Genomic DNA, 24493 nt, shown 5'->3' on the forward strand with positions numbered 1-24493 from the left:
ACCGGCCCAGCCGGAGGCCCTTTGTCCAAGCGCGCTGGTCGGGGACCCCTGTCCTCGATCATGGAGCATCCATAAATCCCCGATTTGGCCTACGGAACTCTCCACAATCCCGCGTCGTGCCAAGGTATTTACGCGCCCTGACCCCTGGATCAGCAATGTGCCGGGGTCCTTTGATTTGCCCGGTCGAAGATCCAAGGAAACCAGGACATGTGACCCAGGGCATAAAAAGTAGGTGACAAATAAGCTTCTTAGCGCTATGTTAATTTGAAGCAGTCTTCGCATCTCCCCGGAAGGGTCGCAGCCGACTGTGCAGCAACAAAACACCTCAGCATCCGCTGCCAGGTGTTTCATGATCATTCGCCAGGTCGAGCGAGGCCATAAAGGAGTCATGATGAGCAAGAAGATCGGAATTATTGGAGCGGGGACAGCAGGTCTCCACCTCGGCCTCTATCTGCGCCAGCACGACATCGACGTCACCATGTTCGCGGACCGCAAGCCGGAAGACTACGCCTCCATGCGATTGCCTAACACCGTCGCCCATTTCGCGGTCACCATTGCCCGCGAGGAAGCCCTAGGAGTGAACCATTGGGATTCCAAGGAGGTGGGGTACTTCGGTCACCACTACTACATCGGCACCCCGGAACCGATGCGTTTCTACGGTGATCTGCACGCACCGAGCCGCGCCGTGGACTACCGCATGTACCTGCCCCAGCTCATGAACGACTTCGCCGAGCGCGGCGGTCGCATCGAAAACCGCAGCATCGCCAAGGCCGACTACCCCGAACTGGCCAAGGAATTCGATCTCCTTGTTGTCTGCACGGGCAAGGGCACCGGGGACATGTTCCCCAAGATCCCGGAACTCTCACCGCATGACAAGCCACTGCGCCAGCTCTGCGTTGGCCTCTACAAGGGAATCGAGCAGCTCGAAAGTCGCTCGGTCACCATGTATTTCTCGCCCGGTGCCGGGGAAATGATCGAGATCCCGACGCTGACCTTCAATGGCCTGCAGAACGCACTCGTCATGGAAAACATCCCTGGCGGCGACTTAGAGATCCTCGCCCATACCAGATACGACGACGACCCGGCTGCGTTCAAGGCCCTACTGCTGGAGAAGCTCAAGAAGCACTACCCCACCTGCTACGAACGCATCAACCTGGATGAGTTCGACCTCGCCAACGGGCCGATGGACATCTTGCAGGGAGGCGTCACCCCGGCCGTACGCCAGTCCTCTGTCACCTTGGAAGGCGGCACCATCGCGTTGGCCCTCGGGGATGTCCAAGCCACCGTCGATCCGCTGCTTGGCCAGGGCGCCAATGCCGCAGCCCACGCCGCACAGGTGCTCGGCGAGGAGATCGTCGCCAGCAGTGTTTTCGATGCCCGATTCGTCGAGCATGTGGACGCGCGGCGCAACCACCGACTCCACTCGGCCACCAAGTGGACCAATTTCATGTTGAACTCCTTGGAAACTTTCCCTGCCGAGTTTGGCGCCTTCATTGGTGCATTGAACGCCGACCGCGGACTGGCGGACACCTTCACCGACAACTTCAACTACCCGGACCGGCAGTGGGATATCTTCTCTTCTCCGGAACGAATCGGCACGTTCTGCGGATTGGAGAACGCATCATGAAACAGCAAGAATTGACCATCCCGGAGGCAGCACAAATGACGGATATGGACTTCCGTAGCCACGTCTCATTCTTCGCCACGGGTGTGGCCGTCATTAGTGCAGAGGACGACGCCGGCCAAATTCACGGTGTCACGGTCAACAGCTTCGGATCGATTAGCCTGGAGCCTCCGACGGTGATGGTCTCCTTGCGGCCCGGACGGGCGTTGGAGATCATTCAGGAAACTGGACGGTATGGAGCAAGCATCCTTTCCGAAGGACAGCAACACTGGTCGCAGCACTTTGCCGGCAACCGAGACCGGCGTGAACCGCCGCAGTTCCTGACTCGTGAGCGGGTGCCAACGTTGGGGCAAACCCTCGCCTGGTTCGAATGCGAGGTAACCGAATCGATCACGATAAATGACCATGTGTTGCTTCCGGCGCGGGTGACGGCCTGTGGCAGTACCGAGGGGAACCCGTTGATTTTCTTCGCCAGCAAGTACCACTCCTCGCGCGCGAAAGCACCTTCGGCCCGATAAGGCTTAGGGTGTGAGATTCTTAGTGGTATGAAAAAGTATCCGGCCAGGCTTAGCCAAGAGCAAGATGAGGCAACTGCGGGAACCGAGGATGGTGTCGATCGGGTCATCGCTAACTGGCTTCGTGAGCGGCCGGACATAGACGTCGGATCCATGGGGATCGTCTCACGGATTTGGCGTGTATCGCGCCACCTAGAGCGGCGTCGCAACGGATACCTGTCCGAGTGGGACGCCGACCGCGGGACGGTCGACATCCTCAGTATGCTCAGGCGGTCCGGAAAGCCGTTCCGCCGCTCAGCCGGGGACCTGACACGGCACTCACTGATAACCTCCGGTGGCGTTTCCCAACGGCTGGAGAAGCTCGAGCGGGCCGGCCTCGTCACCCGCCATGTCGACACGGCTGATCGCCGCCGTGTCGATGTCCAACTCACCGAGGAAGGCATCAAGCTATTAGACGCAGTGTTCGTCGACATCATGCGCCGGGACTCGGAGACCTTGGCCTTCGCACTCAAGGCCGAGGAGCAGGAAGAGCTTCAGCGACTGTTGCGAAAGCTCCTGCTCTCCTTCGAACCCCTCGATGAGACGAGCGTCTAGAGACGTGAAAAAGAGCTCTTGAAGCCTTCTGGGGCCGGACGCAGTGACCACTGCGTCCGGCCCCAATGTTTTTTTGGCTCCGGTCGGCAGCGGAACCCGCCTGACTTTCATTGCGCCGATAGATCCAAGCCCCTGGCCCCGACCCAACGTGTTGTTTAGCAAAAAGTAATTGACTACTAAGATAAATCTCGGTACGGTGGTTGATGTAATCTAGATCACTTTTCAATGACACTCCAGTGAGGTAACAATGAGCGGTCCACTCCAAGGAATCAAAGTCGTAGATCTCTCCGCCATGCTGTCGGGCCCTTGGGCCGCGGACCTGCTCGGAGACCAGGGCGCAGACGTCATCAAGGTTGAACCACCCAAGACGGGAGACCATGTGCGGTCCCTCCCGAACCGTGTGGGAGGCCTTGCTTCGATGTTCCTCAACGTCAATCGTTCCAAGCGTTCGCTGACACTTAATCTGAAAAGCCCCGACGGGCTGGAGGTCCTGTACAAGCTGGTGGCGGAGTCCGACGTTCTGGTGCAGAACTTCCGGCCAGGAGTCGTCGAACGCCTTGGGATCTCTTATGAGGACCTGCGCAAGATCAATCCGAGACTCGTCTACCTGTCCATTAGCGGATTCGGCGAGGACGGCCCCTATGCCAACCGGCGGGCCTACGACCCGATCGTTCAGGCCGTATCGGGCCTCACTTCGATCCAGGCCGGATCCGACGAGGACCGCCCTCGGTTGATCCGAACCGTGCTGCCCGATAAGCTCACCGCGGTGATGGGGGCGCAGGCGGTCTGTGCCGCTCTCGTGGGGCGATCCCAAACCGGTGAAGGGCAGCATATCCGGCTCTCGATGCTCGACAGTGTGCTTTCGTTCATGTGGGCCAGTGACATGAACGCCTATACCTTCGTTGACCGCCCGGTGACGCCGGAGAAGGCCGCCAGCTTCATCGATCTGATCTACGAGACGGCTGATGGATATATCACCGTCTCCACGATGAGCAACCGGGAATGGGAAGCCTTCTGCATGGCGGCCGAGCGCCCCGACCTGCTTGACGACGATCGATTCAACACACCGGCCAAACGTGACGCCAATGTCAACGAGCGCCTGGTCGAGATCCAGAAAATCCTGCTCGAGCGCACTGCGGAAGAATGGCTGACCCTCCTGACGGACCACGACGTTCCATGCGCTCCGGCTCTGCGCCGCTTCGAAGTGATTGACCACCCGCAGGTCCAGGCCTCTGGCTCAATCATCGAGACAAAACACCCCGTGGCCGGCCGACTGCGCCAGGCGCGGACTGCCGCGCAATTCTCCTCGACTCCCGTCGCTCCGCCCCGGGGCGCACCGCGACTGGGAGAGCACTCGGTCGAAGTCCTGGAGTCGATCGGCCTGGACCGGACGATGATCAACCGGCTCATCGTCGAGGGAACTGTGGGCCAGGAATCCACCGAACCTGCGGCCTCAGAAAATGAATCCATCCTCGTCACCGAAGGAGCATGAACATGGGGACCAAGCTAGTTATCGGAGCCGACCGGGGCATCGCCCACGCGATTGCCACCATCCTGCATGAACGAGGGGATGATGTCCTCGCGGCAACGATGGGTGACGGAGCCGATCTCGCAGCGCTCGGAATTGCTGTCGAGCCAAACATGGACGTCACCTCCCAGGATGCGGTGGACCGTCTGGCCAAGCGCGTGCGCAATGATGGCATGCAACTCGAGTGGCTCGTCAACGTCGCCGGAGTGATGTTCCTAGACACCATAGATACCGTGGACTACGACGACGTCCGCCGCCAGTTCGAGATCAATACCCTCGGCCCGCTGCGTGTGGTTCGAGCCCTCCGGGACCGCCTCTCGGAGGGCAGCAAGGTTGGCATCTTCACCAGTCGGGTGGGCTCCATGAACGACAACTCGAGCGGAGGCGACTACGCCTACCGCATTTCAAAGGCCGCAGCCAACATGGTTGCCCGCAACCTCTCCATCGACCTAGGCAAGCGCGGCATCGCGGTCCAGGCGCTGCACCCGGGCATGGTCAATACCAACCTGCTGGACGTCATGGAGGCCGAGGACAAGGAAAAGGCTGCCGCCATCCTTTCGACTCCCGAGGTTGCGGCCGCCGGAATCATCTCGGTGCTCAGCGGACTGGCGCTCGAAAACGCTGGACAATTCCAACACGGCAACGGCGATATCCTGCCCTGGTGATTTACCGTCCATCCTGAAACGTGCACGCCAAACTTCGAATTGTCACGAACAGAACACCATCCAAGGAGTCTGCACCATGATTACCCTCTACCGCTTCATCCCCGCTTGGGACCTGCCCTGCATCAGTCCTTTCGTGACCAAGATTGCGAACTACCTCACGATGACCAATCAGACCTACACCATGGTGGAGCAGGACCTGATGACCCTCGGACAGGACTCACCCACCGCCAAACTGCCTCGCATCATCGATGAGGACGGTACCGAGCTGAACGATTCCTCGCGGATCGTCACCTACCTGAAAGAAAAATACGGTGACAAGCTCGACTCTGGCCTGACCCCGGCACAGCACGCGATCGGGCTGGCCTTCCAACGCCAGATCGAAGAGCACTTCTACTTTGTCAACATCCTGCAGTCGCGCTGGCGCTACAAGGAAGTTTTCGAGAAAGACTACGTCCCGATCCTGGCCCCCGGCGTCAACGTGACCCCTGAACTTGCCGGATTCCTGGAACAATACCGCCAGAAGATCGCCGAAGAACAGGTCAAGCAGGGCACCGGGCTGCTGCCCGATGATCTGGTCCTCGAACGCTTCAAGGCCGACATCGACGGATTCGACGCCCACCTGGAGGGCCGGTCTTATCTCTTGGGCGACGAACCGTCCTCATACGACGCCACGCTCTATGCGGCGCTGCGCCATACCACCGATGTCAGCTTCGATTGGGACGGACGCAATTACGCCCGGACCAAGAAGAACCTCACGGCGTACAACACGCGCATGCGTGATCGTTACGCCATCTGAGCCGGTGAGATGACCATGATCGACTTGTATTACGATCTGACGCCGAACGGGCGCAAGATCCACATGCTCCTTGAGGAGCTCGACCTGCCGTACACCGTGCACTGGATCGATGTGAAGAAAGGCGACCAGTTCACCCCCGAGTACGCCGCCATCAACCCCAACAACAAGATCCCGGCCATCATCGACCGCAACGGTCCCGGGGAAATGCCCATGGCCTTGTTCGAGTCCGGGGCCATCATGCAATATCTCGCGGAGAAGTCCGGTCGGCTGTTGCCTACCGATTCCCGCGAAAGGTGGGAAGCGATCTGCTGGGTCTACTGGCAGGTCGCCAACCAGGGCCCTGCCGGCGGGAACGCCGCCCACTTCGTGCAGTACGCCCCATCAGCCGGAATCATCGACGAATACGCCTCGCTGCGCTACGTCACCGAGACCGAGCGTTGCTGCGCGGTCCTCGACGCCAGGCTCGAGGACCGCGAGTTCCTCGTCGGAGAGCAGCTCACCATCGCCGATCTCATCTGCTTCCCGTGGACGAGGGTGCTCAAAGGCCAAAGAGTCGATATCGCGCAGTTCCCCAATGTCAAGCGTTGGTCTGCCAAACTGGCGTCCCGTCCTTCAGCCCGTGCGAAGGTCGAGAAACCTGATCATGACGTCGGCCCACCGAAGGGTCTTTCCCCGGAGGCCTTCAAGTCCCTGTTCGGTGTCGATCCCAGTTATGCCGCTGTTCCGTCCCCATCACCAGCCGAACGCCAGAAAGGTTCATCATGACCACCACGACCACCGACCAAGCCATTCCGCAGCTGACAATCGACGGCAAGACCCAGTCATCCATCCAGAGCATTGTGGTGATTGACCCGTCGACCGCGGAGCCGTTCATGGAGGTACCCAGCGCGACCACGGCACAGCTTGACGAGGCCGTTGCCGCCGCGACCAAGGCCTTTGCCTCCTGGCGCCAGGTGCCGCTGGCCGAACGCCAGGATGCGCTGCGCAAGATCGAAGAAGTGGTCAAGGCCAACATCGATGAACTCGCCGAGCTGGTCATGCGGGAGCAGGGCAAGCCCCTGGGCAATGCGCGCGGCGAAATCATGGCATCACTGCGCCAGATCGCAGTGTTCGGCTCACTGACCCTGGAACCCGAGGTCCTGCGCGATGATGAAGGCGGGCGTGTGGAACTGCGCCACGAGCCCATTGGTGTTGTCGGCGGCATCACCGTGTGGAACTACCCGTTCCTGTCCGCGATGTTCAAGCTTGTCCCGGCGCTTGCCGCCGGCAACACGGTCATCCTCAAGCCCTCGCCCTACGCCCCCGTGGCCACCCTGCGCCTGGGCGAATTGTTGCAGGAGGTGCTGCCGGCAGGAGTCCTGCAGGTACTTGCCGGCGACGACGAACTCGGCCGGGCGTTCACCACGCATCCGGGCATCCACAAGATCTCGTTCACGGGTTCAATCCCGACGGGCAAGGCGATCATGGCGGCCGCCGCCGGTACTCTCAAGCGTGTGACGCTCGAGCTAGGCGGAAATGACGCCGGCATCGTGCTCGAGGACGCCGACCCCGAAGTCATTGGCCCGGACCTCTTCTGGGCCGCCTTCTCTAACTCCGGCCAAGTCTGCGCAGCGCTCAAACGCCTGTATGTACCCGAAAGCAAGTTGGACGCCTACTGCGAGGTGTTGGCACGCGAAGCAGCCAAGGTAGTCGTGGGTCCGGGCGACAAGGAGGGCGTGCACGCCGGGCCGCTGCAGAATGCCGCGCAGCTGACACAAGTGACTCGCTTGGCCCAGGCCGCCCGCGACGGCGGTGGTGATGTCTTCTTCCAGGGCGAGGTGCCGGAAGGTCCCGGCTACTGGTTCCCGACGACCCTGGTCCGAGGTCTTTCCGAGGGAAACCCTCTAGTTGATGAGGAACCGTTCGGTCCGATCCTGCCGATCCTCACGTACCATGACCTGGATGATGCCATTACGAGGGCGAACAACACCGACTATGGGCTCGGCGCTTCGGTCTGGACCTCCGACCCCGATGGCGCCATGGAAGTGGCCGAACGCCTCGAAGCAGGCTCGGTCTGGATCAACCAGCATCCGGTGGTGACGGCGTCGATCCCCTTCGGTGGCATCAAACAATCCGGAGTGGGTGTCGAGGGGTCCATCCTCGGACTTCTCGCCTACACCAACCTGCGGGTCCTCAACGTCAAGCGGTGACTCCTTCGTGCGGGCCGGGGGTCCTCAGGGATCCCCGCCCGCGGCGCGATGGCGATCGGCATGCCGGTTGTCGGGGCGATCTGGGCGTTGGGCGGTCTGTATCTGTCGTGGGGGCCAGCCCTGGCGCGAAGCATCACCTCACCCCTGCTCGGGGGCCTGGCCCTGCTGTGCCTGTATGCCCCGGCCGCGCTGGCCATCGTGCTGTCCCGGCACCTTAAAGACCGGACCATCCTGATGTTGGGCATCAACGCGCTCATCGGCGGGGCAGCCGACGGCTCCGCCGCTCAGTGTGCGGCCGCGGAGAACATCTGGCCGCTGGTGGCCGCGACGCAGCAGCTGGCCTACCGCACGCTCGCGGCATGCTGGCAATTCGAGCGCGGTCAGCACGATGCGGATGGGCCCGGAATACCCCGGCCTGTGCCGGGTGCTCCGCGCCATGGCGGCCGCCGTACGAGCCGGGTACCAACCCCCACCCCTCGGATCCCTTCCCGCTTTGCTGGGCGGGGAGGTGCGGTCCCCTGCACGAGGTGCTCGTGCAGGGGACCGGGGGCCGGCTCCGTCCGGTGATCGGATCCGACTCTCCCGGTGGTTTCGGTACCGCATAAGCCGATCCCCCACCGCGACACCCCGGACCCAAAAAATCCCGTCCTCAAAAACAGTGAAAACTCAAGGGAACCGGATTCGCGTATAGTCCGCCCGCAATAAAGCCCGGTGAAGGTGGCCTAAACGCTACACTGATTCCATGTCAACACACCTGGTCGGGTACGCCCGCGTCTCCACCAATCAACAAGACCTCGCATCGCAGCAGGCAGGCCTCAAGTCACTCGGCGTGCCCGAGGATCTGGTCTATGTCGACCACGGGCTCACGGGACGGAACCGCGAACGCCCCGGACTGAACCAAGCCTTGGCGGCGTGCCGGGCCGGGGACACCCTGGTGGTCACCAAGCTCGACCGCCTCGCCCGCTCCCTGCCCGACGCCCGGGACATCGTCGAGGACCTCACCAAGCGCAACATCAAGCTGAGCCTCGGCGGCAACGTGCACGACCCCACCGACCCCGTGGGCCGGCTGCTGTTCAATGTCTTGGCGATGGTCGCGGAATTCGAATCCGACCTCATCCGTGCCCGCACTCGCGAAGGGATGCAGATCGCCAAGGCCAAGGGCCGGCTCCGCGGCAAGCAACCCAAGCTCTCCCCCGCCCAGGAAAAACACCTCGTCGCCCTCCACCACGGCGGCAAGCACACCAGCGCCGAAATCGCCGAACTCTTCGGGGTCGCCCGCAGCACGGTGTACCGCATTGTGAAACGAACAATATGAGATGCAGTGACGCTGGCAAAACCAATGGGGCAGATAAATGAAAACATGGAAACGATTAACAGCTAATGAAAAGCGCTTGGTCTGGGCTGCACTCTTCTTGTTTCTGGTTGCGGTGGGTGCCATCTTCGGATGGCTCAACAGCTGCCCTCCCAGAGCAACGGATTGGGCCGTCGTTTCGGGGTTAGCAACCGCTGTAGGGACATTCGTTCTGGCATATTTCGCGTGGAAAGCATGGACGGCGGCATTGGCCACGGTCCAGGGGCAGAAGACGAGTGAAGAACTAGCTGCAATGACCGCATACATGCGGTCCCTAAAGGGGCTAGCCCACGTTCAAAAAGGTACGCCCGCGGAGTTCGCTCCTCCGATAGTTGGTGAGCGGTTTACCGATTTGATGCGCCTGAATGCCGCCCATGAAACGTATGTCCGTAGCTTGTGCGACGAGGCGGATTCCGCAGGTAGTATGAACCGTCCCGGAAATCATGCCGCCGTCTTGTGTGCGGCAGCGTCGGGTAACGAGCCTGTCATTTCATCATAGTAGGCTCGCTCAAATTCCTCTGGAGTTTGGTGATCCAGCGAGGAATGCAAGCGGTCATTGTTGTACCAAAAGACCCAGTCGAAGACGACCTCTACGACGTCGGATTCGGTCTTCAATGCACCATGGCGGAAGGGGGAACCTTTGGCCACGGCCTCGTTCTTGAACAAGCCCATCACGGTCTCCGCGGCGGCATTATCGTAAGCGTCGCCGACGCTGCCGATCGAAGGAATCAGCCCCTCAATTTCCAAGGTGTCGGTGTACCGGATCGAGGTGTATTGGCTTCCCGCATCACTATGGTGGAGAAGCCCCTTGTCAACTGGCCTATTGCTGTGTTTTCGGCGCCACAGCGCCATTTTCAGGCACTGCTCCACGAACGCAGTGTCCTTGACGGTGGAGGTTTCCCACCCGACGATGGCCCGCGAATACAGGTCAATCACCAACGCCACGTATACGAATCCGGAATACACCGGCACGTACGTGAAATCCGTGACCCAAATACGGTTGGGGGCACTGGCACTGAAGTTCCGATTCAGCAGGTCTCCAGCACGTTTGCCGTCCTTGCCAGGGATGGTCGTGCGGATCTTACGGCCCCGGATCAAGCCATTCATACCCTCGTCACGCATGAGTCGGTCCACGGTGTGTTTAGAGACCTCGGGGAAGCCGTTGCGGCGCAGCCAGGCTGTCATTTTCCGACGACCGTAAAGGATTTCCGGCCTCGGCCTTCCCTTGCTGTCTTGATCCTTGAGGCTGCGTAACGTGTCAATGACCTTCGCATCTTCAACGGCGCGCAGAGCCGGCAACCGTGTTTTCCAGGCCCGGTAGGTTCGTGCGGCGACCTGCACGCCCTGCTCTCGCAGGACAGTGCAGATCGACTCGACCGCATGACCTTCGGCCCGCTGCTCGTCAACGAATCGGCATACTAGCGGCGGCGAGGGTCGAGTTCCCTCGCGAAGAAAATCGATGCCGCTTTCAGGATCTCGTTCGCTTCCTTCAGATCCCGATTTTCCGCCCGCAACGCCTTGAGCTCATCAAGTTCGGTGGTCGTTGGTCCGTCCTTCACGCCGGTATCGACTTGGGCTTGGAGCACCCAGCGACGCAATGATTCGGGACCGACGTCGAGCTTCGGGGCCAGGGCCTTGCACGCTGCAAACACGGAGGGGTATTCGGAGAGCCGGTCAATGACCATACGTACGGCGCGGTCACGGGCTTCGGCTGGGTATTTCTTGGGCATGGTTGCTATCTTTCTCTCGAAAGACAACGGCATCAAATCAGGGACGGTTCAGTGATACCGCGGTACCCCACTCTTCTCTAATATCTGCATCTTCCGGCCGGAATGTGTAAAAAGGACTAGCTGGTACCACCTCCTCCCACTCAACGTCGTTGACCGTGTGGGAGTCGAGCCACTCGTACTTTTCTAGTCTCGATCCCCAGAGGTCGGAATAATGGACTGTGGCCGGGCCCGTTTCGCCCATTCTCTTGACGAAAATAGTGACACATACGCCTTGCTGAATTTGGTCAAAGACGTTGTCATCCGTCCCCCCTTGTGGGTGCACTTCGCGTCGTCGGGTAGAGCCGTGGAGATCCAATACGTAGATATCGTTAAAGGTTTGCAACAGACTTTGGCGCATTCCCCGAAATGTAGGCGCATCGAGATAGGTATGGTTAGTTACGTAAGCGAGGACTCCTTGCCCTGTTCCTTCTATCCGTGCTTGGCCCGAACGGATAAACTTCACGTAGTCATCCTGCAACCATTTCGGATTGATCTCACCCATTGGCTTTCCGTCCACTGAGTAATAGTCATCCAAAAGCTCCCCGATTGCCGTCTTGACAGTTCGGTATTGGTCGCGCCCCTTTACCTTGCGCGAGAAAATCCGGCGTGTAGATTCGTTCGCAGACTGCCCTTGATACGGAGGGTTGCCGAAAACCACCATAATTGGTTTGTCTGTTTTGACCCCCGAGGCCGCATTCGCCTCATCAGAAATGAATTTTCCGAGATCGAGAGTTGAATGTGCTTCACCAGGATCCAGCGCGTTCGTTAGGTAGACGCCGATGCGTTCATCTTTTTCAAAGTCGTACGCGATCTCTTGGCGTTGTTCTTCTGGGAGGTCCTTTCCAGCCAGCTGTAAAGCAAGTTTCAGATGAGCTATTGCGTATGGGGCCACCATGAGTTCAAACCCAAAAAGGCGGGGTAGCAGGTGCTCTGACACATATTGTCCCCACAGCGCGGTCTTCTTCTTGTCTATGAAGGTCTGACGAATGCGGGCCACCGTTGCATACAGGAAGGTTCCTGTTCCTGTTGCCGGATCTAAGAGGAGGACTTTGTGCTCACCGTCTGAATTGGTGCGGGTGGTATCGGAAATGCCATCCTTCAGGCCGAAATCTTGTTTGAGGACTTGATCTACCGAAGCGACGATAAAATCGACGACAGGCAACGGAGTGTAGTAGACCCCTCGTATATCCCGCAGATCGGGATCGTAGGCTTTCAAGAAAGTTTCGTAGAAATGGACGATGGGATCGCGACGATCTTGTCCAAAGTTCCTAAGAATCTTGTTCATGTCCGCGTCATTTAGGAGTTGTGCCAAATCGTCTACAACACCCGCGTAGGGCTCGTCATCAAGTGAGGCACCCGTAACGTGTCCGAAGAGCCCACGCAGAAATGGATTGGTCTTAGGTATGTATCTTGCCGCCGCTTGACGTGTGAATGTTTCATCGCCGGCATGCTGTACGCGTGCCGCAAATAGCCCGTACGCGATGGTCTGTGCCAACATGTCCGCGAAGCCGGGGTCTGAAAGGTCCGGAACGAGAGTGTCTCGGAAAGCGTTCTTTAGTCCCACCGTATGATCCGATGCGGTTCCAGATGCCAGTGATTGGCGCAGTACATCATTGATAATGGCTGCCAAGGCGGCCAACCGTTCTGCCAATGCGCGAGCAGATCCGACTTTCTGCGGTTCTGTTGCTAGGAACGCTCTAACGATGGATTCGCATTCTTCGGGGCCATTTTCCGCTGGGACGATCTCCCCTTTGATCCTCCCTCCCAGCTTCGCCGTAAGTTTCAGATCTCCACCCTGATACCAGCGAAACTCCACTTGGTCAGTGAACAAGAGGTTTCCAAACGCGAGCCGATATCGCTTAAGTTGTTTGCCGTTCTCGGATCGAGGACGTTCTCGTTCGGAGTCAGCTTCGATTTGGGCTAGGCCTGGTGAGATGCCAATGTCCTTGGCTTCAATCTTTCCAAGGGAAAGCCAGCCGTGCTTTCGCTTCGTCTTTATGTCGAAGTCGGGGGCATTCGAGCTAGATTTTTTCGGCTCATTGGTCGCGGTGATTCCTACCTTAAAGGACTCTATCCACGCCTTCAAGGCGGGTCTGTGTGAATGCTCCGTTGAATCACCCCCCGCCAACGTCTCATTGAGTGCTTTAACAAATTCCGCGGTACTAGTCACTAGAGTCCTCTCCCCTGTTACTCAAACAATATAGGAGGCCGACGCCAGGACTATTCCCAAGTACTTTGGACTTAGATCTGCGTGCATTTTCAACTGAATGCTTTTCTCCTGCTTTGATCAGCATCGGCGGCGCAAAACTCTGTCTGGGACGTCGTACGCCATGCATTGGCGAGTGAATCTGTCAGGGTTCGCCCGTGCCGGGGTGTGACGGCGCGGAGCACCAGGGCGGCGGCCGGGATGCACCTATAGAGTAGGGGCTTCCCCTCCCCCGCAATTTCAACTGTGGTACCCCAATCGCCGATAACAGCACAAATGCCATACCGAAATGATCCTGTTGCAGGATTCGCGGAACGGGACCCGCTGACAAGGCATTCACCCCGTTCGGGGTGTGGCACCGCCGGTGGTGGAAGCCTGGTACGGCGGGTGTGCCCGGGATGGTTCTAGGGGTCCACGACGAGCACATCGGAGGTGGGGATGCGATCGATGGTGTATCCGGGCATCGTTTCGATCACCGAACGCATCGTGACTTTCGCGGTGGCGCTTCCCAGGGTCTTTTCGCCTGCCGGGCCAAAGATGTAGAGGCAGGTGGGGTTCGTGCCCGCACCGAAGCGGGAACGCGATTGGATCCCCTCGAAGCCGGCTGCGTCCATGGCCGCGGCCCAGGCACGTGTCAACACGTAGCCGTCATCCATGGGGGCGGTGACGTCACCCGGAACGATCCCAAACGCCGCTGCCGCACCGGCGGTGAAATCAGCGGCCCTGATGCCAGGGATTTCCAGCTGGGAGATCCACCGGTCGGCAATCATGGAGGCAGGGATCGCAGGGTCCCCCACCATGGCCAGGCCGAGGAACTCACGCACGGCGACTTCCTCGGTGGAGGCGGAATTCAGTGTGCCCTTCGGTGCTTCCAGGTTGAAGCGGCCCGCACTGTTGGAGAAGTACCACGGGTTGTGCAGGCCGTGCGCGCGGTAGCGGTGCACGCGCGCACGGTGGTGGTAGGCGGGGAATCCCGTGTAGTCCTTGGCAGGGTTCGGGGCACGCAGCGTAGTTGATGCCCGGCTCATGCGGCAGCGTGCCAGCCGGCGGCGTCATCGGCCGCAAGCTTCTGAAGTTCGGCGATCCGATCGGCATCGCCCGAGGCCAGGACATCCAGTGCAGTCGTCTCCCCCAGTTGGGCCAGGCGGGCAGTGAGCCAGTAGGCGACGGTCCAGCCGTCCACGCCGGTGCCTAGAAGCACCTTAAGCAGCTTCTGCAGGCCCGGCACCACCGAACCATGGGCGAACTGGAAGGCCGGGAAGAGGATGACCCCGTCGGCAGTGGTGACCCGCAAGAGGCGGCCATTTTTCACGCGTTCGCTCACGGCCTGGCGCGAGACACCACCCAGGACCTTGCGCACGCGGTCGGTCGTGTAAAAGGCGCCGAGGCGGTCATTGATCCTGTTGGCCACCAGGACGGCATCGGCCATCGCGTTGACGGTGGCACGCTCGGCCTCGCCGGAAAAATCTGTGACCTCGTGGGAGGCCACCATTTGCTCTAGCCGGCGCCCGACGCCATCAAGCACGCGCTCGCGCCATTGCTCGGCGGTGGACGCCCCGCCGTGCGGACGATCAATGACATCACTCATGATGCTTACCTCTTTTCCCTTCCTCCCACCATGCCACCCACCGTCAAGGCAAGTCAAGGCAAGTAGGGGCATGTCACGGCAATGACACACCAGGGAGCCAGCACCAGGGAGCAGGGGTCCACCCGCCACCAGGGGTGTGATCACTGTTCCTTCAATGCCGATCCAAGACCGGGAAATCCGGGGGCGGATGCATCCGTCCTTCAACCAGGGAAATCCAGCCTCATCGACCTCCCATGTCTTCCTCCTGCTTCGCGGTGCCCTGGTTCTTTGGTGTGTCGGTTTTGTTCCAGTACAGCGCGGCATGTTCCTGCAGGACGGCCAATGCCCCGCGGGCCTCGGCCAGGGCCTCCCGGGCCTCCTGGGTGCGGGCCTGCTCGGCTTCCAGGGCTTCGGCCGCCAACCGGCGCTCCCCCTGATGCCGGGCGGCTTCTTCGGTGAGTTGGTCCCGCAGCTTGGCCACCACTTCCTCCGCGGCGGTGGCGCGCGCCGCCTCGGTGTCCACCAACTTCCCGGCCTCTTGGGCCTCCGCCGCGGCCGCGGCGACCAGTTCCCGGGCGGCGTCGCGGTCCGATTGGTAGCGGGCATCGGCGTCGGTGACGGCGGTGGCCCAGGCGCTGGCGAAGATCCGTTGGACGGTGTCGGGCATTGGGATCTCGGGCTGCCGGGACTGGGTACGCCATTGCTCGACACCGAGACGGGCCGCTTCCATGGAGACCCCGGCGCGGGCGCGGACGGCCGAGACGGTGACTTTCACCCCGGCGGCGTCCATCTCAGCGCTGGCGTCGGCGGCGCGCTGCACCGGAGATGGTGATGATGTCGGGTGCTGCTCCATGGAGAACTCCTCTGAGGTAGGAATAATAGTTGCGTTACTATTATTACTACTTTTAGTCTGGGTGTCCAACCCTGGGTATGCGGACCGGGTGTGGCCGGTTCGGCGCGGCCCCGCCAGCCGTGCCGGAACTTGCTGGAATCCGCCCGATACAGCGGACGTCACCGCCGCTGCGCCGAGTCCCGGGGCGACCGATTGTGGCTTGGGTGTCGCGCACGAGGATGGCGAGGTAACGAGCAACCCTGACGCTGCAAGCAGGACAGGCAAGTCACTGATCCACGCGATGCGCGTGATCGTCGGCGCCCCGGGAACGGCCCATGTTAGTCAGGTTGCTTGGCTGGCTGGCCGGGTGCTGGCCACGGCAGGTCATCGAGGAGCTGCCAGAGCTGGTCGGAGGTCGGGGCCGTGCGGTGGGTGTTTCCTGGCAACGCGTCTAAGGCGATGGCCTGGAGGTACTGGGCCACTGTGGCGGCGGCTTCGGCGTAGCTGGTGTGGCCGGCAAGGCCGGCCATGATGATGGCGGCACATTTCTGTGCCTGGTACCGGGTCATACCGACAGGGACGTTATCCACTTCGTCCCGCCCATCGAGTAGTTCCTGGTACTCGTCGGGGTCCATGGTGCCCATGGTTATGGACTCTCCGGGCGGAGCACAGGGGTGATCATGGTGGTGGGACACCATGTGCCTATCAGTTCCCCGGTGTCGTCGATCCATGCGATGTGCACCAGGCGCGTGGTTTGGGCGGTGACTTCGACCGGAAGAATCAGGCTTCCGTTGGTTGTGGGGATCTCTGCGGTCGCCCGGTGGTGCGGTACAGCTTGGGCCGGCTCGTCGCCGGGGTAAAAGCGCATGAGTACGTAAGACACGTTTTGGTGGGTGAAATGATCGCGGTTCCCCCGTGCCGGGGTGTCCGGGGCGCGCAGCGCCCTGGGGCGGCGGCCGGGGGAGCTTGCGGAGGAGGCCGCCGCCGAAATCTGTAGCCGCGGCTCCCATGGTGATTCGTCGCGGACCTGCGTGGGGTGGTGGGTAAAAGTCAGGTCGGTGCTCATGTGTGGACTCCCTTTTGGGTGTGAGTGTAGCTAGGTGGGGCGACGTTTTGGAACGTCGCCCCACCTAGCTGGTGGTTTGGTTAGTGCTTGGTGCTGGCCGACGTCGGGAGGTTGCCGGTGTTGATCATTTTGATCAGCAGGGTGGTGAGGCGGTGCTCGGGGTTGGATTCAAGTGCGAGGCCCAGGAATTTCATGGCCTCGCTTCCCTTCCCGTCGATCCAGCGTGTCCATCCGATTCCGGCTAGTAGGTCGGTGCGGCTGGCTTCGGGGATGAATTCCAGCGCGGTGTAGAGTGCATCGGCACCGGCTTGGAAGAATTCCAAATCTTCCGGTGGGGTTTCCCCCAGCAGTACGGCGCTAATCGTTTCGGTGTCGTCGCTGGTGGTGGCAAGTGATGCGAACATTAGATCGCGCACGCTCTTGTTGGTGCACGTTCCTGCCAACCATGCGGCGTGAGCGGGGGTGACCTTTCCATTTTTGCGGTAACGGTCCACCATGTCGGTGAGCGTGCCGCGTACAAGGTTGCGGGTTTCTTCGTCCTCGAAGCTCATGTTTTGGGCGTCGTTGATGAATTTGTGCAGGTCGTTGATGCTTGCCGGCATGGTGCAGGATGGAATGTCTGCGGCCATCTTGGCGGCCTTGTTGGTGCTGAACATCAAGGCTAGTGCCGCGTTGGATTCTGCCACGGTGGAGAATTTCACGGCGTCGGTTGAATCTCCGTCGTAGTCCATGACCCATCCATCGGTGACGAGCACCGAGTTCTTGATGGGGCATCCCGCGTGAGCCAAGGTGTCGCCCAATGCACGGAACTGCGGGATGGTCATGGCCTTTTCGTTCTCGAAGCTCAACAGGATGACGCCGTTTGCATCACTCACGCGGTGAACGTACGTGGTGATCTGCTGTGCCCATCCCTCGGCCGGGGCTTCGGGGCTGGCGTCTACTCGCAGGGTGGCCACCAGTCCGTTCTCATTCATCAGCATGAGAACCAATGACGAAGTAGGGATGAAGCCGATTCCGTGAATGGCGACTGCCGTGACTTCGGCCATGGTGGTTGCTTTGATGTTGTTCATGGTTGTTTTCCTCGTTCTGTAGGTGAGGGGGATCGCGGAACCAGCCCCGCGCTTTGTCTCTCCCCCGCGTTTTTTTGGTTGCTGGCGATATGCAATGAGCGGACCGAGCACCAAGGAGCATCAACCCGTAGGGCAGCTCGACCACTTGTTTGTCCGGAAATAAGCGAAGCGCCGGACAAAGAATTGGTCGTGCTGGCCCCGGAGCTTGCGATGGGGCTTGTGCCCTTGGTGTCGGGCCATAAACTCCGAAGGACAGCAACCAAAAAAAGGGGACGGCCGCCAGGCCGGCACCTGATTCACCGAAGGGGAATCAGGTCAACAGCCGCACCGCGCCAGCGGGACGTCCGGTTCCTGGGTGCGAGCGAGCGAGTACCCAGGGGCCCTCAAACCCCCGGAATCCCGCACGGAGTAGATGATGCATTACTCATTCACTCAAACGAGTGAGTGAGTAAAAGACGATATTCAGCGCGCTCTGTCCATCGCGCAGCGTCGGCGGCCGGGGGAGCTGGCGGCGGAGGCCGTCCGCACCACCACGAAAAGGGGGGGGCACACCCACACGGTGTCCCCCTCCCCCATTTCCTTATAGCTAGCTGGTGGCCGCCAGAGCCTCTGCGTATTCGGCAGCTGTCCTGTGGTCGGTCAATGCCTCATATTCGATTTTGTCCGTCCAGGTGTATTCAGTTTTGACCGATACCGTTTTGGCGTTGGCTCGCACCACTTCGACCCATCCGAACCGGTAACGCACGTAGTCGCCCTTGTTGATGTTTTCTCGGCTGTAGTTGGTGGCCTTGCCCGTGACGATCTGTTCGGCGCGGACCTGCTTCCAGTAGGTGAGCTGATCGTTTTGTTCAACTAACCGCGTGAGCAGGCGCTCACGGTATGCGCCGGTGGCGCCGATGGGTTCGTTGCTGAGCATGTCCCGGCCGGCCTCGTCCTTGATCCACTCACGGCGGCCGTCGATGTTGCGCTGGGTTCCTCGGGTGTCGGCTTCCAGCTTCTTGATGCGGTTCGCGACGGTTTGCACGCTGTAGCGTGCGCCGGTCGTGTGGGCTGCCGTCGCGGCGCGTTCGGCCGCTTCGGTGGCGTCACGGTCGGCGGCGACCGATGCACCCATGGCGCGGTGTGCCTTGTCGATGGCGTTGCGGTGGCGGTTCTCGCTGTGGTGGCCGATCTTGATTGGCTCGCCTCCCCAGGGTAGGGCGTCGCCTGCCGCACGGGCGCGACGCTCGGCCTCGTCGGCTGTGGTGCTCTTGCGCTGGGCTTTGGCCTCCAGTGCTTCGACGCGTTGTGCTTGACGTTCGATCTTTGCCGTTTCAACTTCGGCCGTTGAACGGGTCGTTTCGTCGATATCCGTTTCAACAGCAAACCCTGCCGCCCTGAGCGCGGTTGCCGTGCCCTCGATCTTGTAAAACTTGGGCATCCGGTCGCGGCTCATGGGGACAAACCAGCTGGCGATGCTACGTCCCCAACGCCAGCCGTTGGCTTTGAGGACTTCGGCGGTTCCGTCGCCCTTGGCGGTTCCTTCTATCAGAGTTCCGGCTTCGTGGGTGTGGGTAATGTTCAAGTGGCCCATGGTTGTTTTTCTCAATCTGTAGGTGAGGGGGATCGCGGAACCAGCCCCGCGCTTTGTCTCTCCCCCGCGTTTTTTTGGTTGCTGGCGATATGCAATGAGCGGACCGAGCACCAAGGAGCATCAACCCGTAGGGCAGCTCGACCACTTGTTTGTCCGGAAATAAGCGAAGCGCCGGACAAAGAATTGGTCGTGCTGGCCCCGGAGCTTGCGATGGGGCTTGTGCCCTTGGTGTCGGGCCATAAACTCCGAAGGACAGCAACCAAAAAAAGGGGACGGCCGCCAGGCCGGCACCTGATTCACCGGAGGGGAATCAGGTCAAGAGTCGGCCGCGCAGCGGACGCCCGTTTCCTGGGTGCGAGCGAGCGAGTACCCAGGACTCCCTCAAACCCCCGCCATTCCGCGGGGAGTAGATGATGCATTACTCATTCACTCAAATAAGTGCGTGGGTAAAAGACGCACTCCATTATTCTCCTAGCCGATGACAGCCCAGGGCCGGCAGCAAGGATTCAATGGAGTTGAATCAGCTGGCGTAGACGGTCAGCAGTTCGTCCCAGTGGGTGGTGTAACGCGGTGACATCATGTCCCGGCGCATCGTCCATTCGGGGCCGGCTTTCATTCCCGCCAGGCCGAGCCCGACCGCGTTCACTCCGTGGCGCTGCTTGATCTTCTGGATCAGGGGTCCAATTTCCTTGGCCTCGTGGGGGTTCACGAACGGCTCGAAAGTCTCTTGGGCGCCGGTAGGTCGGATATCGGTCACCACGATTCCTGCCCGGGCATACTTCACCCCATCCAGGATCTTGGGAAGCAACGCCTTGGCCGCGCGCGTCAGCAGCAGCGGGTCTGCGGTCGGGCCCGGAAGTGCGACCGTCACCGAAGGCTGGTGGGAGTCGTTGGTGTTGTAGTAGCTGGTCATCGCCCAGGCGGTGAGCACCTTGGCCTGCCGCTGGTGCTTGTGCAGGCGTGCGGAGGCCTGCTGCGCGTATATCCCCAACACCTGCTCCATGCTGTGCGTGTCGGTGATGGGAGTGGAGAAGGAGCGGCTGAATATCAGCTGACCCTTGATTTCGTGCTCTTCCTCCAGAGGAATACAGGGGGTTCCTCGAAGCTCGAGGATGGTGCGCATTATGACAATGGAGAAGCGGTTGCGCAGCATCACCGCGTCGGCGTCGCGGAGGTCTTTCATGGTCCGGATCCCTAGGCCCATCAGGCGCTTGGCCAGGCGGGGGCCGATGCCCCAGATTTCCACCGTCGGCAGCCGGCCCAGGAGTTGTTCTCTGTCTTCCCGGGTGACGGCATCCCACACGCAGACCCCACCCAGGTGGGCATTCTTCTTGGCGGCCTTGTTGGCCAGCTTGGCTAGGGTCTTTAAGCATGGACTGTTGCATAAAATGCAACTGGATACGTATTCACCCGTAGCCAATAGCCCAAGAGCTCGGGAAGCAGCGCCGGGGACTTCAGCCTAACCATTGACCTGTTGAATTGGCCATTGACAGTTGTTGCATCTATTCATACAGTCATCGATTAGATGCAACAATTCTTGGACGTCAGCAACCTCCGGAACGTGCTATCCCTCGATTCCGGGACCGCGGCCCTTCATCCAGATGAAGCGGTCTACGAATCCATGCTCGGTTCCTGGGAGCAACAGCAACGAAGCCGAAGCCTGGCCGACGCCACCATTGAAAGCCGAACCTCCACCGTCAGGAACTTCGGCGAGTATGCAGGGACCTACCCGTGGCAGTGGCAAGCCTCCGACCTGGAAGAATACACCAGCTCCATGCGTTCCAAGAGACTTGCGCTTTCGACCATCAGGCAACGGCAAGGGATCCTGCAGGTTTTCTGCAACTACCTGATCAGCCCCGACTATGACTGGGTGGAGATCTGCGAGTCCCAATTCGGGAACACGCCCTCCCAGATCTGCCTGCCATGGAACACGACGAAACACGTGGCGGACTACGAAGGGCGCCCGGCACGGCGGGCACTGACATTCGATGAGATACAGACATTGTTCGACTATGCGGATTCACGGGTTGAATCCTCGATCCGTGAAGGACGGAAGGGCGCGCTGGCAGCACTGCGGGACGCTCAGATGTTCAAGACCGCCTATGCCTTCGGACTGCGACGGGCCGAACTTCGGGGCCTGGACCTCCACGACCTTCACCGCAATGCCCGTGTCCCCGAGTGGGAACGGTACGCCGCCATGCATGTTCGATGGGGCAAGGCGAGCAAGGGAAGCGTGCCGAAACGCCGGACCGTCTTGCTCGTCCCGGAACTGTCATGGTGGATAGACGGCATGAGGCAATGGGTCGACGAAGGCAGGGCACTGTTCTCACCCGGCGACCTGCCGGCGCTCTGGCCCACCGAACGGAAAACCCGTGTCTCCCTGGAGTACATTGACCGGCGGTTCACCGCCCTGCGGCGCGAAGCCGGCCTCGACCCCGCCCTGACGCTGCACTGCCTACGCCATTCCTATGTCACGCATCTGATCGAATACGGCTATGCCGATCGATTCGTCCAAGAGCAGGTCGGCCACCAGCACTCCTCAACGACGGCCATCTACACCTCCGTCAGCGGCGACTACAAGAACCGAATCCTGGCGGACGCCTTGGGCCGCTTCAACACCCTGGAGCTGACATGACCAAACATGTTGAGACCACCTGGAACTTGCGCCGCATCATGGCGGACCAAGGGCTCTTCAAGACCACCGAGTTGATCCCCCTGCTCGAGGAGTACGGCGTCAGCCTCTCCCGCGAACAGGTGTTCAGGCTCGTGACCCAGACACCCGAGCGGGCGAACCTGAGCTTCATCGGCGCGGTGTGTGCCGCGCTGAACTGCACGGTCTCGGACCTGATCGAGGTCCGCGTCGTGGAGGAGAAATCCGTTGCCGTCTCCGGTGAACCGACCCGTGGTTCCATCGGAAACCTGCGGCCGAAGCCTGCCAGGATCCACCGCCCGCCACAGGCCCCGCAGGGCGCATGAATTCGCTGCCGGTGGACCCCGACGTGGCCCTTGCCCAGATTGTCCACGCGTGCAGGAAAGAGGCGCCGGAGTTGCCCGATTCGGTCATTGCCTCGGCTGCTCTCCTGGCGGGCGGGGCGAAGGCCCGCACCCGCTTCGCCCGCGAACTGGCATTAAAACCCGACCTGCTCACCTCGGGCCGCTCGGATGCCTCCCCGACGGCGTACCGCCTGATCAAGGACCTGCGCGCGCGAGGCTACGAAAACATCCAGCTGCCCCGCTGTTCCTCCTGCGGGCTGGCCAAGAACCTTCCACACCGGGACGGCCAGGGAGGGAAGCGATGCGGATCGTGCAACCGTCCCGCCACCACCCCGGATTGCACCTCCTGCCATCAGGTGCGCCGCGGCGGACACCGAATGATCGATGGCAAACCCTATTGCGCGCCCTGTTGGCGACGTGATCCCCGCAGCCGGGAAATCTGCAGCATCTGCGCAAGACCCGGAACCGCCGTCGTCCGAAGCGCCTCCGGGCCGGTCTGCAAGGGATGCTATACCTCCCCCTCCACGGCATGCTCCCATTGCGGAGAAATCCGCCCCACCATGACACGGAAGGAAGACACACCACTGTGCATGCGTTGCTACCAGTCGCTGCGCAAACGCCCCCGCACTTGCTCCCGCTGCGGGGAATACCGCATCGCCCCCTACCTCCGCCAAGAGGGACCCGTCTGCCCTCACTGCGCGAACCAATTCGACCTGGGCCAATGTGCCGGATGCGGCAACGACCAACGACCACTCCAAGGAAACTACTGCACCATTTGCGTTGCACCTCGGCTTCTTCGAATTCTCATCTCCGATGACGAGGGCACCACTCATCCCCAGCTGACGGCCCTTGAGCACTACCTGCTCAGGAACCCGGAGAACGCCGACGCGGTGATCAGTTGGATCCGACGCAGCCCGATGGCGCGCGTCGTCCACGACATGGCCACCGGCCACGCCCCCATCTCGCTGCGCGCGATAGCCGGACACCGAGCAGGGGGTGCGACCGGGTATCTCGCCGCCCTGCTCATGGAATCCGGGGTCGTCCCCACCGAAAATTTCGACCGCATTCGGCTCGAAGTGTGGGAAGAGGAATACTTCGCCGCCCTGCCCAACCTAGCCAACCGATCGCTTCTCAAGCAATATGCCGCGTGGATCGTCAATCCGCGGTTTGTCGATGCCGCGCATCTAGGCACCACGGACGAAAGCCTCCGCCACAGGCAATCCAAGGCCCACCTGATCGCGGTCTGTAATCTGCTCGACACGCTCAATGACCGCGGTCTCGATCTGGGCACCGTGCCCCAGCGCACCTTCGACGACTATGTGGCAACACGCGGCAGGGCCGGCAAACAACTCACGCCGTTCATCCGTTGGGCGGGCGCCCAGGGATTGACGCGCCTGCGCAGCGAATACCTGAAAAGCAGCTTGGGAACCTCGGGTGCTACCGAGGACGAACGATGGGCCTGGGCAAAGGATCTGCTCACCTCCGAGGACCTTCGGTTGGAGGTGCGCGTCGGCGGGCTGCTTGCCATCATCTACGGAACGGCTCTGACCCGCGTCGTCTCGCTTCGACGCGATGCCGTCACGTTGGAGGGCGACACGATCTATCTCTCGCTGGGAACCGAACCGATCAAGCTTCCCTCAGCATTGGGCGCGTTGCTACGGCGGCTTCTGGACTCCGGAACCACCTCGGGCCGGGAGAGCAACATCTGGATCTTCAAGGGTCGGCGAGCAGGCCGCCACCTCACGACCGCGACGATCAGGGGACCACTCGCGCGCAGAGGCATCAGCCTTCGCGCCGCCAGGAACGTTGCACTCATGAGCCTCGCCCGCGACCTTCCGCCCTCGGTCTTGGCTGAACTCTTGGGCATCTCCGTCTATGCCGCGGAACGCTGGAGCGCCCACAGCGGCCACGACTGGACCGACTACCCCCGCGTACGCCTCACGACAGGACCTATCTAGGCTTCCATGCCAAATTCCAGACATCCCCAGCCTGGTGTCCAGCCACCCGCTACAGCGTTCCGTTTCACGCCCCGTCACCGGTTCGGATCACCGGACAGGTCTTGCGGGACGGTCGACTTTCCTGTGAATCCCGGAATTTCTTAAGTCACAGGTCAGTGCGGGGTGCGTTCCGCAAGCCCACCCCCATACGGAACTG

22 protein-coding genes are annotated in these 24493 nt (G+C 60.9%); 12 read left to right on the top strand and 10 right to left on the bottom strand.

Annotated features, from left to right (window positions below):
- Positions 1 to 391: 391 nt before the first annotated feature.
- The 9 genes from styA to AC0QSG_RS06660 all read left to right on the top strand — a co-directional run bounded on the left by styA (position 392) and on the right by AC0QSG_RS06660 (position 9226).
- Complete coding sequence (gene styA, locus AC0QSG_RS06620; protein ID WP_475377037.1) at positions 392 to 1627, top strand: styrene monooxygenase subunit StyA; 1236 nt, start codon at positions 392 to 394, stop codon at positions 1625 to 1627.
- Complete coding sequence (styB, locus tag AC0QSG_RS06625) at positions 1624 to 2142, top strand: styrene monooxygenase NADH-dependent flavin reductase subunit StyB (RefSeq protein ID WP_475377038.1); 519 nt, start codon at positions 1624 to 1626, stop codon at positions 2140 to 2142. The genes styA and styB overlap by 4 nt, the downstream gene beginning before the upstream one ends.
- Before the next feature lie 27 nt (positions 2143 to 2169).
- Positions 2170 to 2733, top strand: a complete 564-nt coding sequence (locus AC0QSG_RS06630; RefSeq protein WP_475377039.1) for a MarR family winged helix-turn-helix transcriptional regulator — start codon at positions 2170 to 2172, stop codon at positions 2731 to 2733.
- Between the two features lie 292 nt (positions 2734 to 3025).
- Positions 3026 to 4225, top strand: a complete 1200-nt coding sequence (locus AC0QSG_RS06635) for a CaiB/BaiF CoA transferase family protein (RefSeq protein WP_475377286.1) — start codon at positions 3026 to 3028, stop codon at positions 4223 to 4225.
- A complete protein-coding gene (gene isoH / locus AC0QSG_RS06640) occupies positions 4222 to 4926 on the top strand; it encodes a 1-hydroxy-2-glutathionyl-2-methyl-3-butene dehydrogenase (protein WP_475377040.1) in 705 nt (234 codons plus the stop codon). Before AC0QSG_RS06635 ends, isoH begins: the two co-directional genes overlap by 4 nt.
- 76 nt (positions 4927 to 5002) lie before the next feature.
- A complete protein-coding gene (isoI, locus tag AC0QSG_RS06645) occupies positions 5003 to 5722 on the top strand; it encodes an iIsoprene-epoxide--glutathione S-transferase (protein WP_475377041.1) in 720 nt (239 codons plus the stop codon).
- 9 nt (positions 5723 to 5731) lie between these two features.
- On the top strand, positions 5732 to 6487 hold the full coding sequence (locus AC0QSG_RS06650) for a glutathione S-transferase family protein (RefSeq protein ID WP_475377042.1): 756 nt from the start codon (positions 5732 to 5734) through the stop codon (positions 6485 to 6487).
- Positions 6484 to 7911 (top strand): aldehyde dehydrogenase family protein, encoded by a 1428-nt coding sequence (locus AC0QSG_RS06655; RefSeq protein WP_475377043.1) that lies wholly within the window; start codon positions 6484 to 6486, stop codon positions 7909 to 7911. The genes AC0QSG_RS06650 and AC0QSG_RS06655 overlap by 4 nt, the downstream gene beginning before the upstream one ends.
- Before the next feature lie 742 nt (positions 7912 to 8653).
- The gene (locus AC0QSG_RS06660) at positions 8654 to 9226 is read left to right on the top strand and encodes a recombinase family protein (protein WP_475377044.1); all 573 of its coding nucleotides are present in this window, start codon (positions 8654 to 8656) and stop codon (positions 9224 to 9226) included.
- A 477-nt stretch (positions 9227 to 9703) separates the two neighbouring features.
- Here the strand turns inward: AC0QSG_RS06660 and AC0QSG_RS06665 are convergent.
- From AC0QSG_RS06665 to AC0QSG_RS06710, 10 genes are all read right to left on the bottom strand, one after another.
- Positions 9704 to 10992 (bottom strand): IS3 family transposase gene (locus tag AC0QSG_RS06665; protein WP_149621211.1). Its coding sequence is split into 2 segments (ribosomal slippage): positions 9704 to 10719 and positions 10719 to 10992, totalling 1290 coding nucleotides; the frame shifts between segments, so codons are not numbered across the junction.
- Positions 10993 to 11029: 37 nt separating this feature from the next.
- Positions 11030 to 13201 (bottom strand): N-6 DNA methylase, encoded by a 2172-nt coding sequence (locus AC0QSG_RS06670; RefSeq protein WP_475377045.1) that lies wholly within the window; start codon positions 13199 to 13201, stop codon positions 11030 to 11032.
- Between the two features lie 440 nt (positions 13202 to 13641).
- Entirely contained in the window at positions 13642 to 14265 is a 624-nt protein-coding gene (locus AC0QSG_RS06675; protein WP_475377046.1) for an RES domain-containing protein, read from the bottom strand.
- Complete coding sequence (locus AC0QSG_RS06680; RefSeq protein WP_475377047.1) at positions 14262 to 14825, bottom strand: hypothetical protein; 564 nt, start codon at positions 14823 to 14825, stop codon at positions 14262 to 14264. The genes AC0QSG_RS06675 and AC0QSG_RS06680 overlap by 4 nt, the downstream gene beginning before the upstream one ends.
- A gap of 220 nt (positions 14826 to 15045) precedes the next feature.
- Positions 15046 to 15657: a DNA-binding protein gene (locus AC0QSG_RS06685; protein ID WP_475377048.1), complete on the bottom strand. Its 612-nt coding sequence runs from the start codon at positions 15655 to 15657 to the stop codon at positions 15046 to 15048.
- Between the two features lie 317 nt (positions 15658 to 15974).
- Positions 15975 to 16280, bottom strand: coding sequence for a hypothetical protein (locus tag AC0QSG_RS06690; RefSeq protein WP_475377049.1), 306 nt, complete (start codon positions 16278 to 16280; stop codon positions 15975 to 15977).
- Positions 16281 to 16282: 2 nt separating this feature from the next.
- Positions 16283 to 16702, bottom strand: a complete 420-nt coding sequence (locus AC0QSG_RS06695) for a hypothetical protein (protein WP_475377050.1) — start codon at positions 16700 to 16702, stop codon at positions 16283 to 16285.
- 80 nt (positions 16703 to 16782) lie between these two features.
- Positions 16783 to 17772 (bottom strand): DUF4192 family protein, encoded by a 990-nt coding sequence (locus AC0QSG_RS06700; RefSeq protein WP_475377051.1) that lies wholly within the window; start codon positions 17770 to 17772, stop codon positions 16783 to 16785.
- A 586-nt stretch (positions 17773 to 18358) separates the two neighbouring features.
- Complete coding sequence (locus AC0QSG_RS06705) at positions 18359 to 19345, bottom strand: DUF3560 domain-containing protein (RefSeq protein ID WP_475377052.1); 987 nt, start codon at positions 19343 to 19345, stop codon at positions 18359 to 18361.
- Positions 19346 to 19865: 520 nt separating this feature from the next.
- Entirely contained in the window at positions 19866 to 20648 is a 783-nt protein-coding gene (locus AC0QSG_RS06710) for a DinB/UmuC family translesion DNA polymerase (protein WP_475377053.1), read from the bottom strand.
- Positions 20649 to 20870: 222 nt separating this feature from the next.
- Between AC0QSG_RS06710 and AC0QSG_RS06715 the strand changes: the two genes are divergently transcribed.
- From AC0QSG_RS06715 to AC0QSG_RS06725, 3 genes are read left to right on the top strand one after another with little or no spacing between them, the layout of a single operon-like run.
- Positions 20871 to 21980 carry a tyrosine-type recombinase/integrase gene (locus tag AC0QSG_RS06715; protein WP_302263506.1) on the top strand — a complete coding sequence of 370 codons (1110 nt, stop codon included), beginning with the start codon at positions 20871 to 20873 and terminating at the stop codon, positions 21978 to 21980.
- Positions 21977 to 22321, top strand: coding sequence for a helix-turn-helix domain-containing protein (locus tag AC0QSG_RS06720; protein WP_302263505.1), 345 nt, complete (start codon positions 21977 to 21979; stop codon positions 22319 to 22321). The genes AC0QSG_RS06715 and AC0QSG_RS06720 overlap by 4 nt, the downstream gene beginning before the upstream one ends.
- Positions 22318 to 24297, top strand: a complete 1980-nt coding sequence (locus AC0QSG_RS06725; protein ID WP_302263504.1) for a hypothetical protein — start codon at positions 22318 to 22320, stop codon at positions 24295 to 24297. The genes AC0QSG_RS06720 and AC0QSG_RS06725 overlap by 4 nt, the downstream gene beginning before the upstream one ends.
- Positions 24298 to 24493 lie beyond the last annotated feature (196 nt).

Source organism: Arthrobacter sp. LT660 (assembly GCF_056172845.1).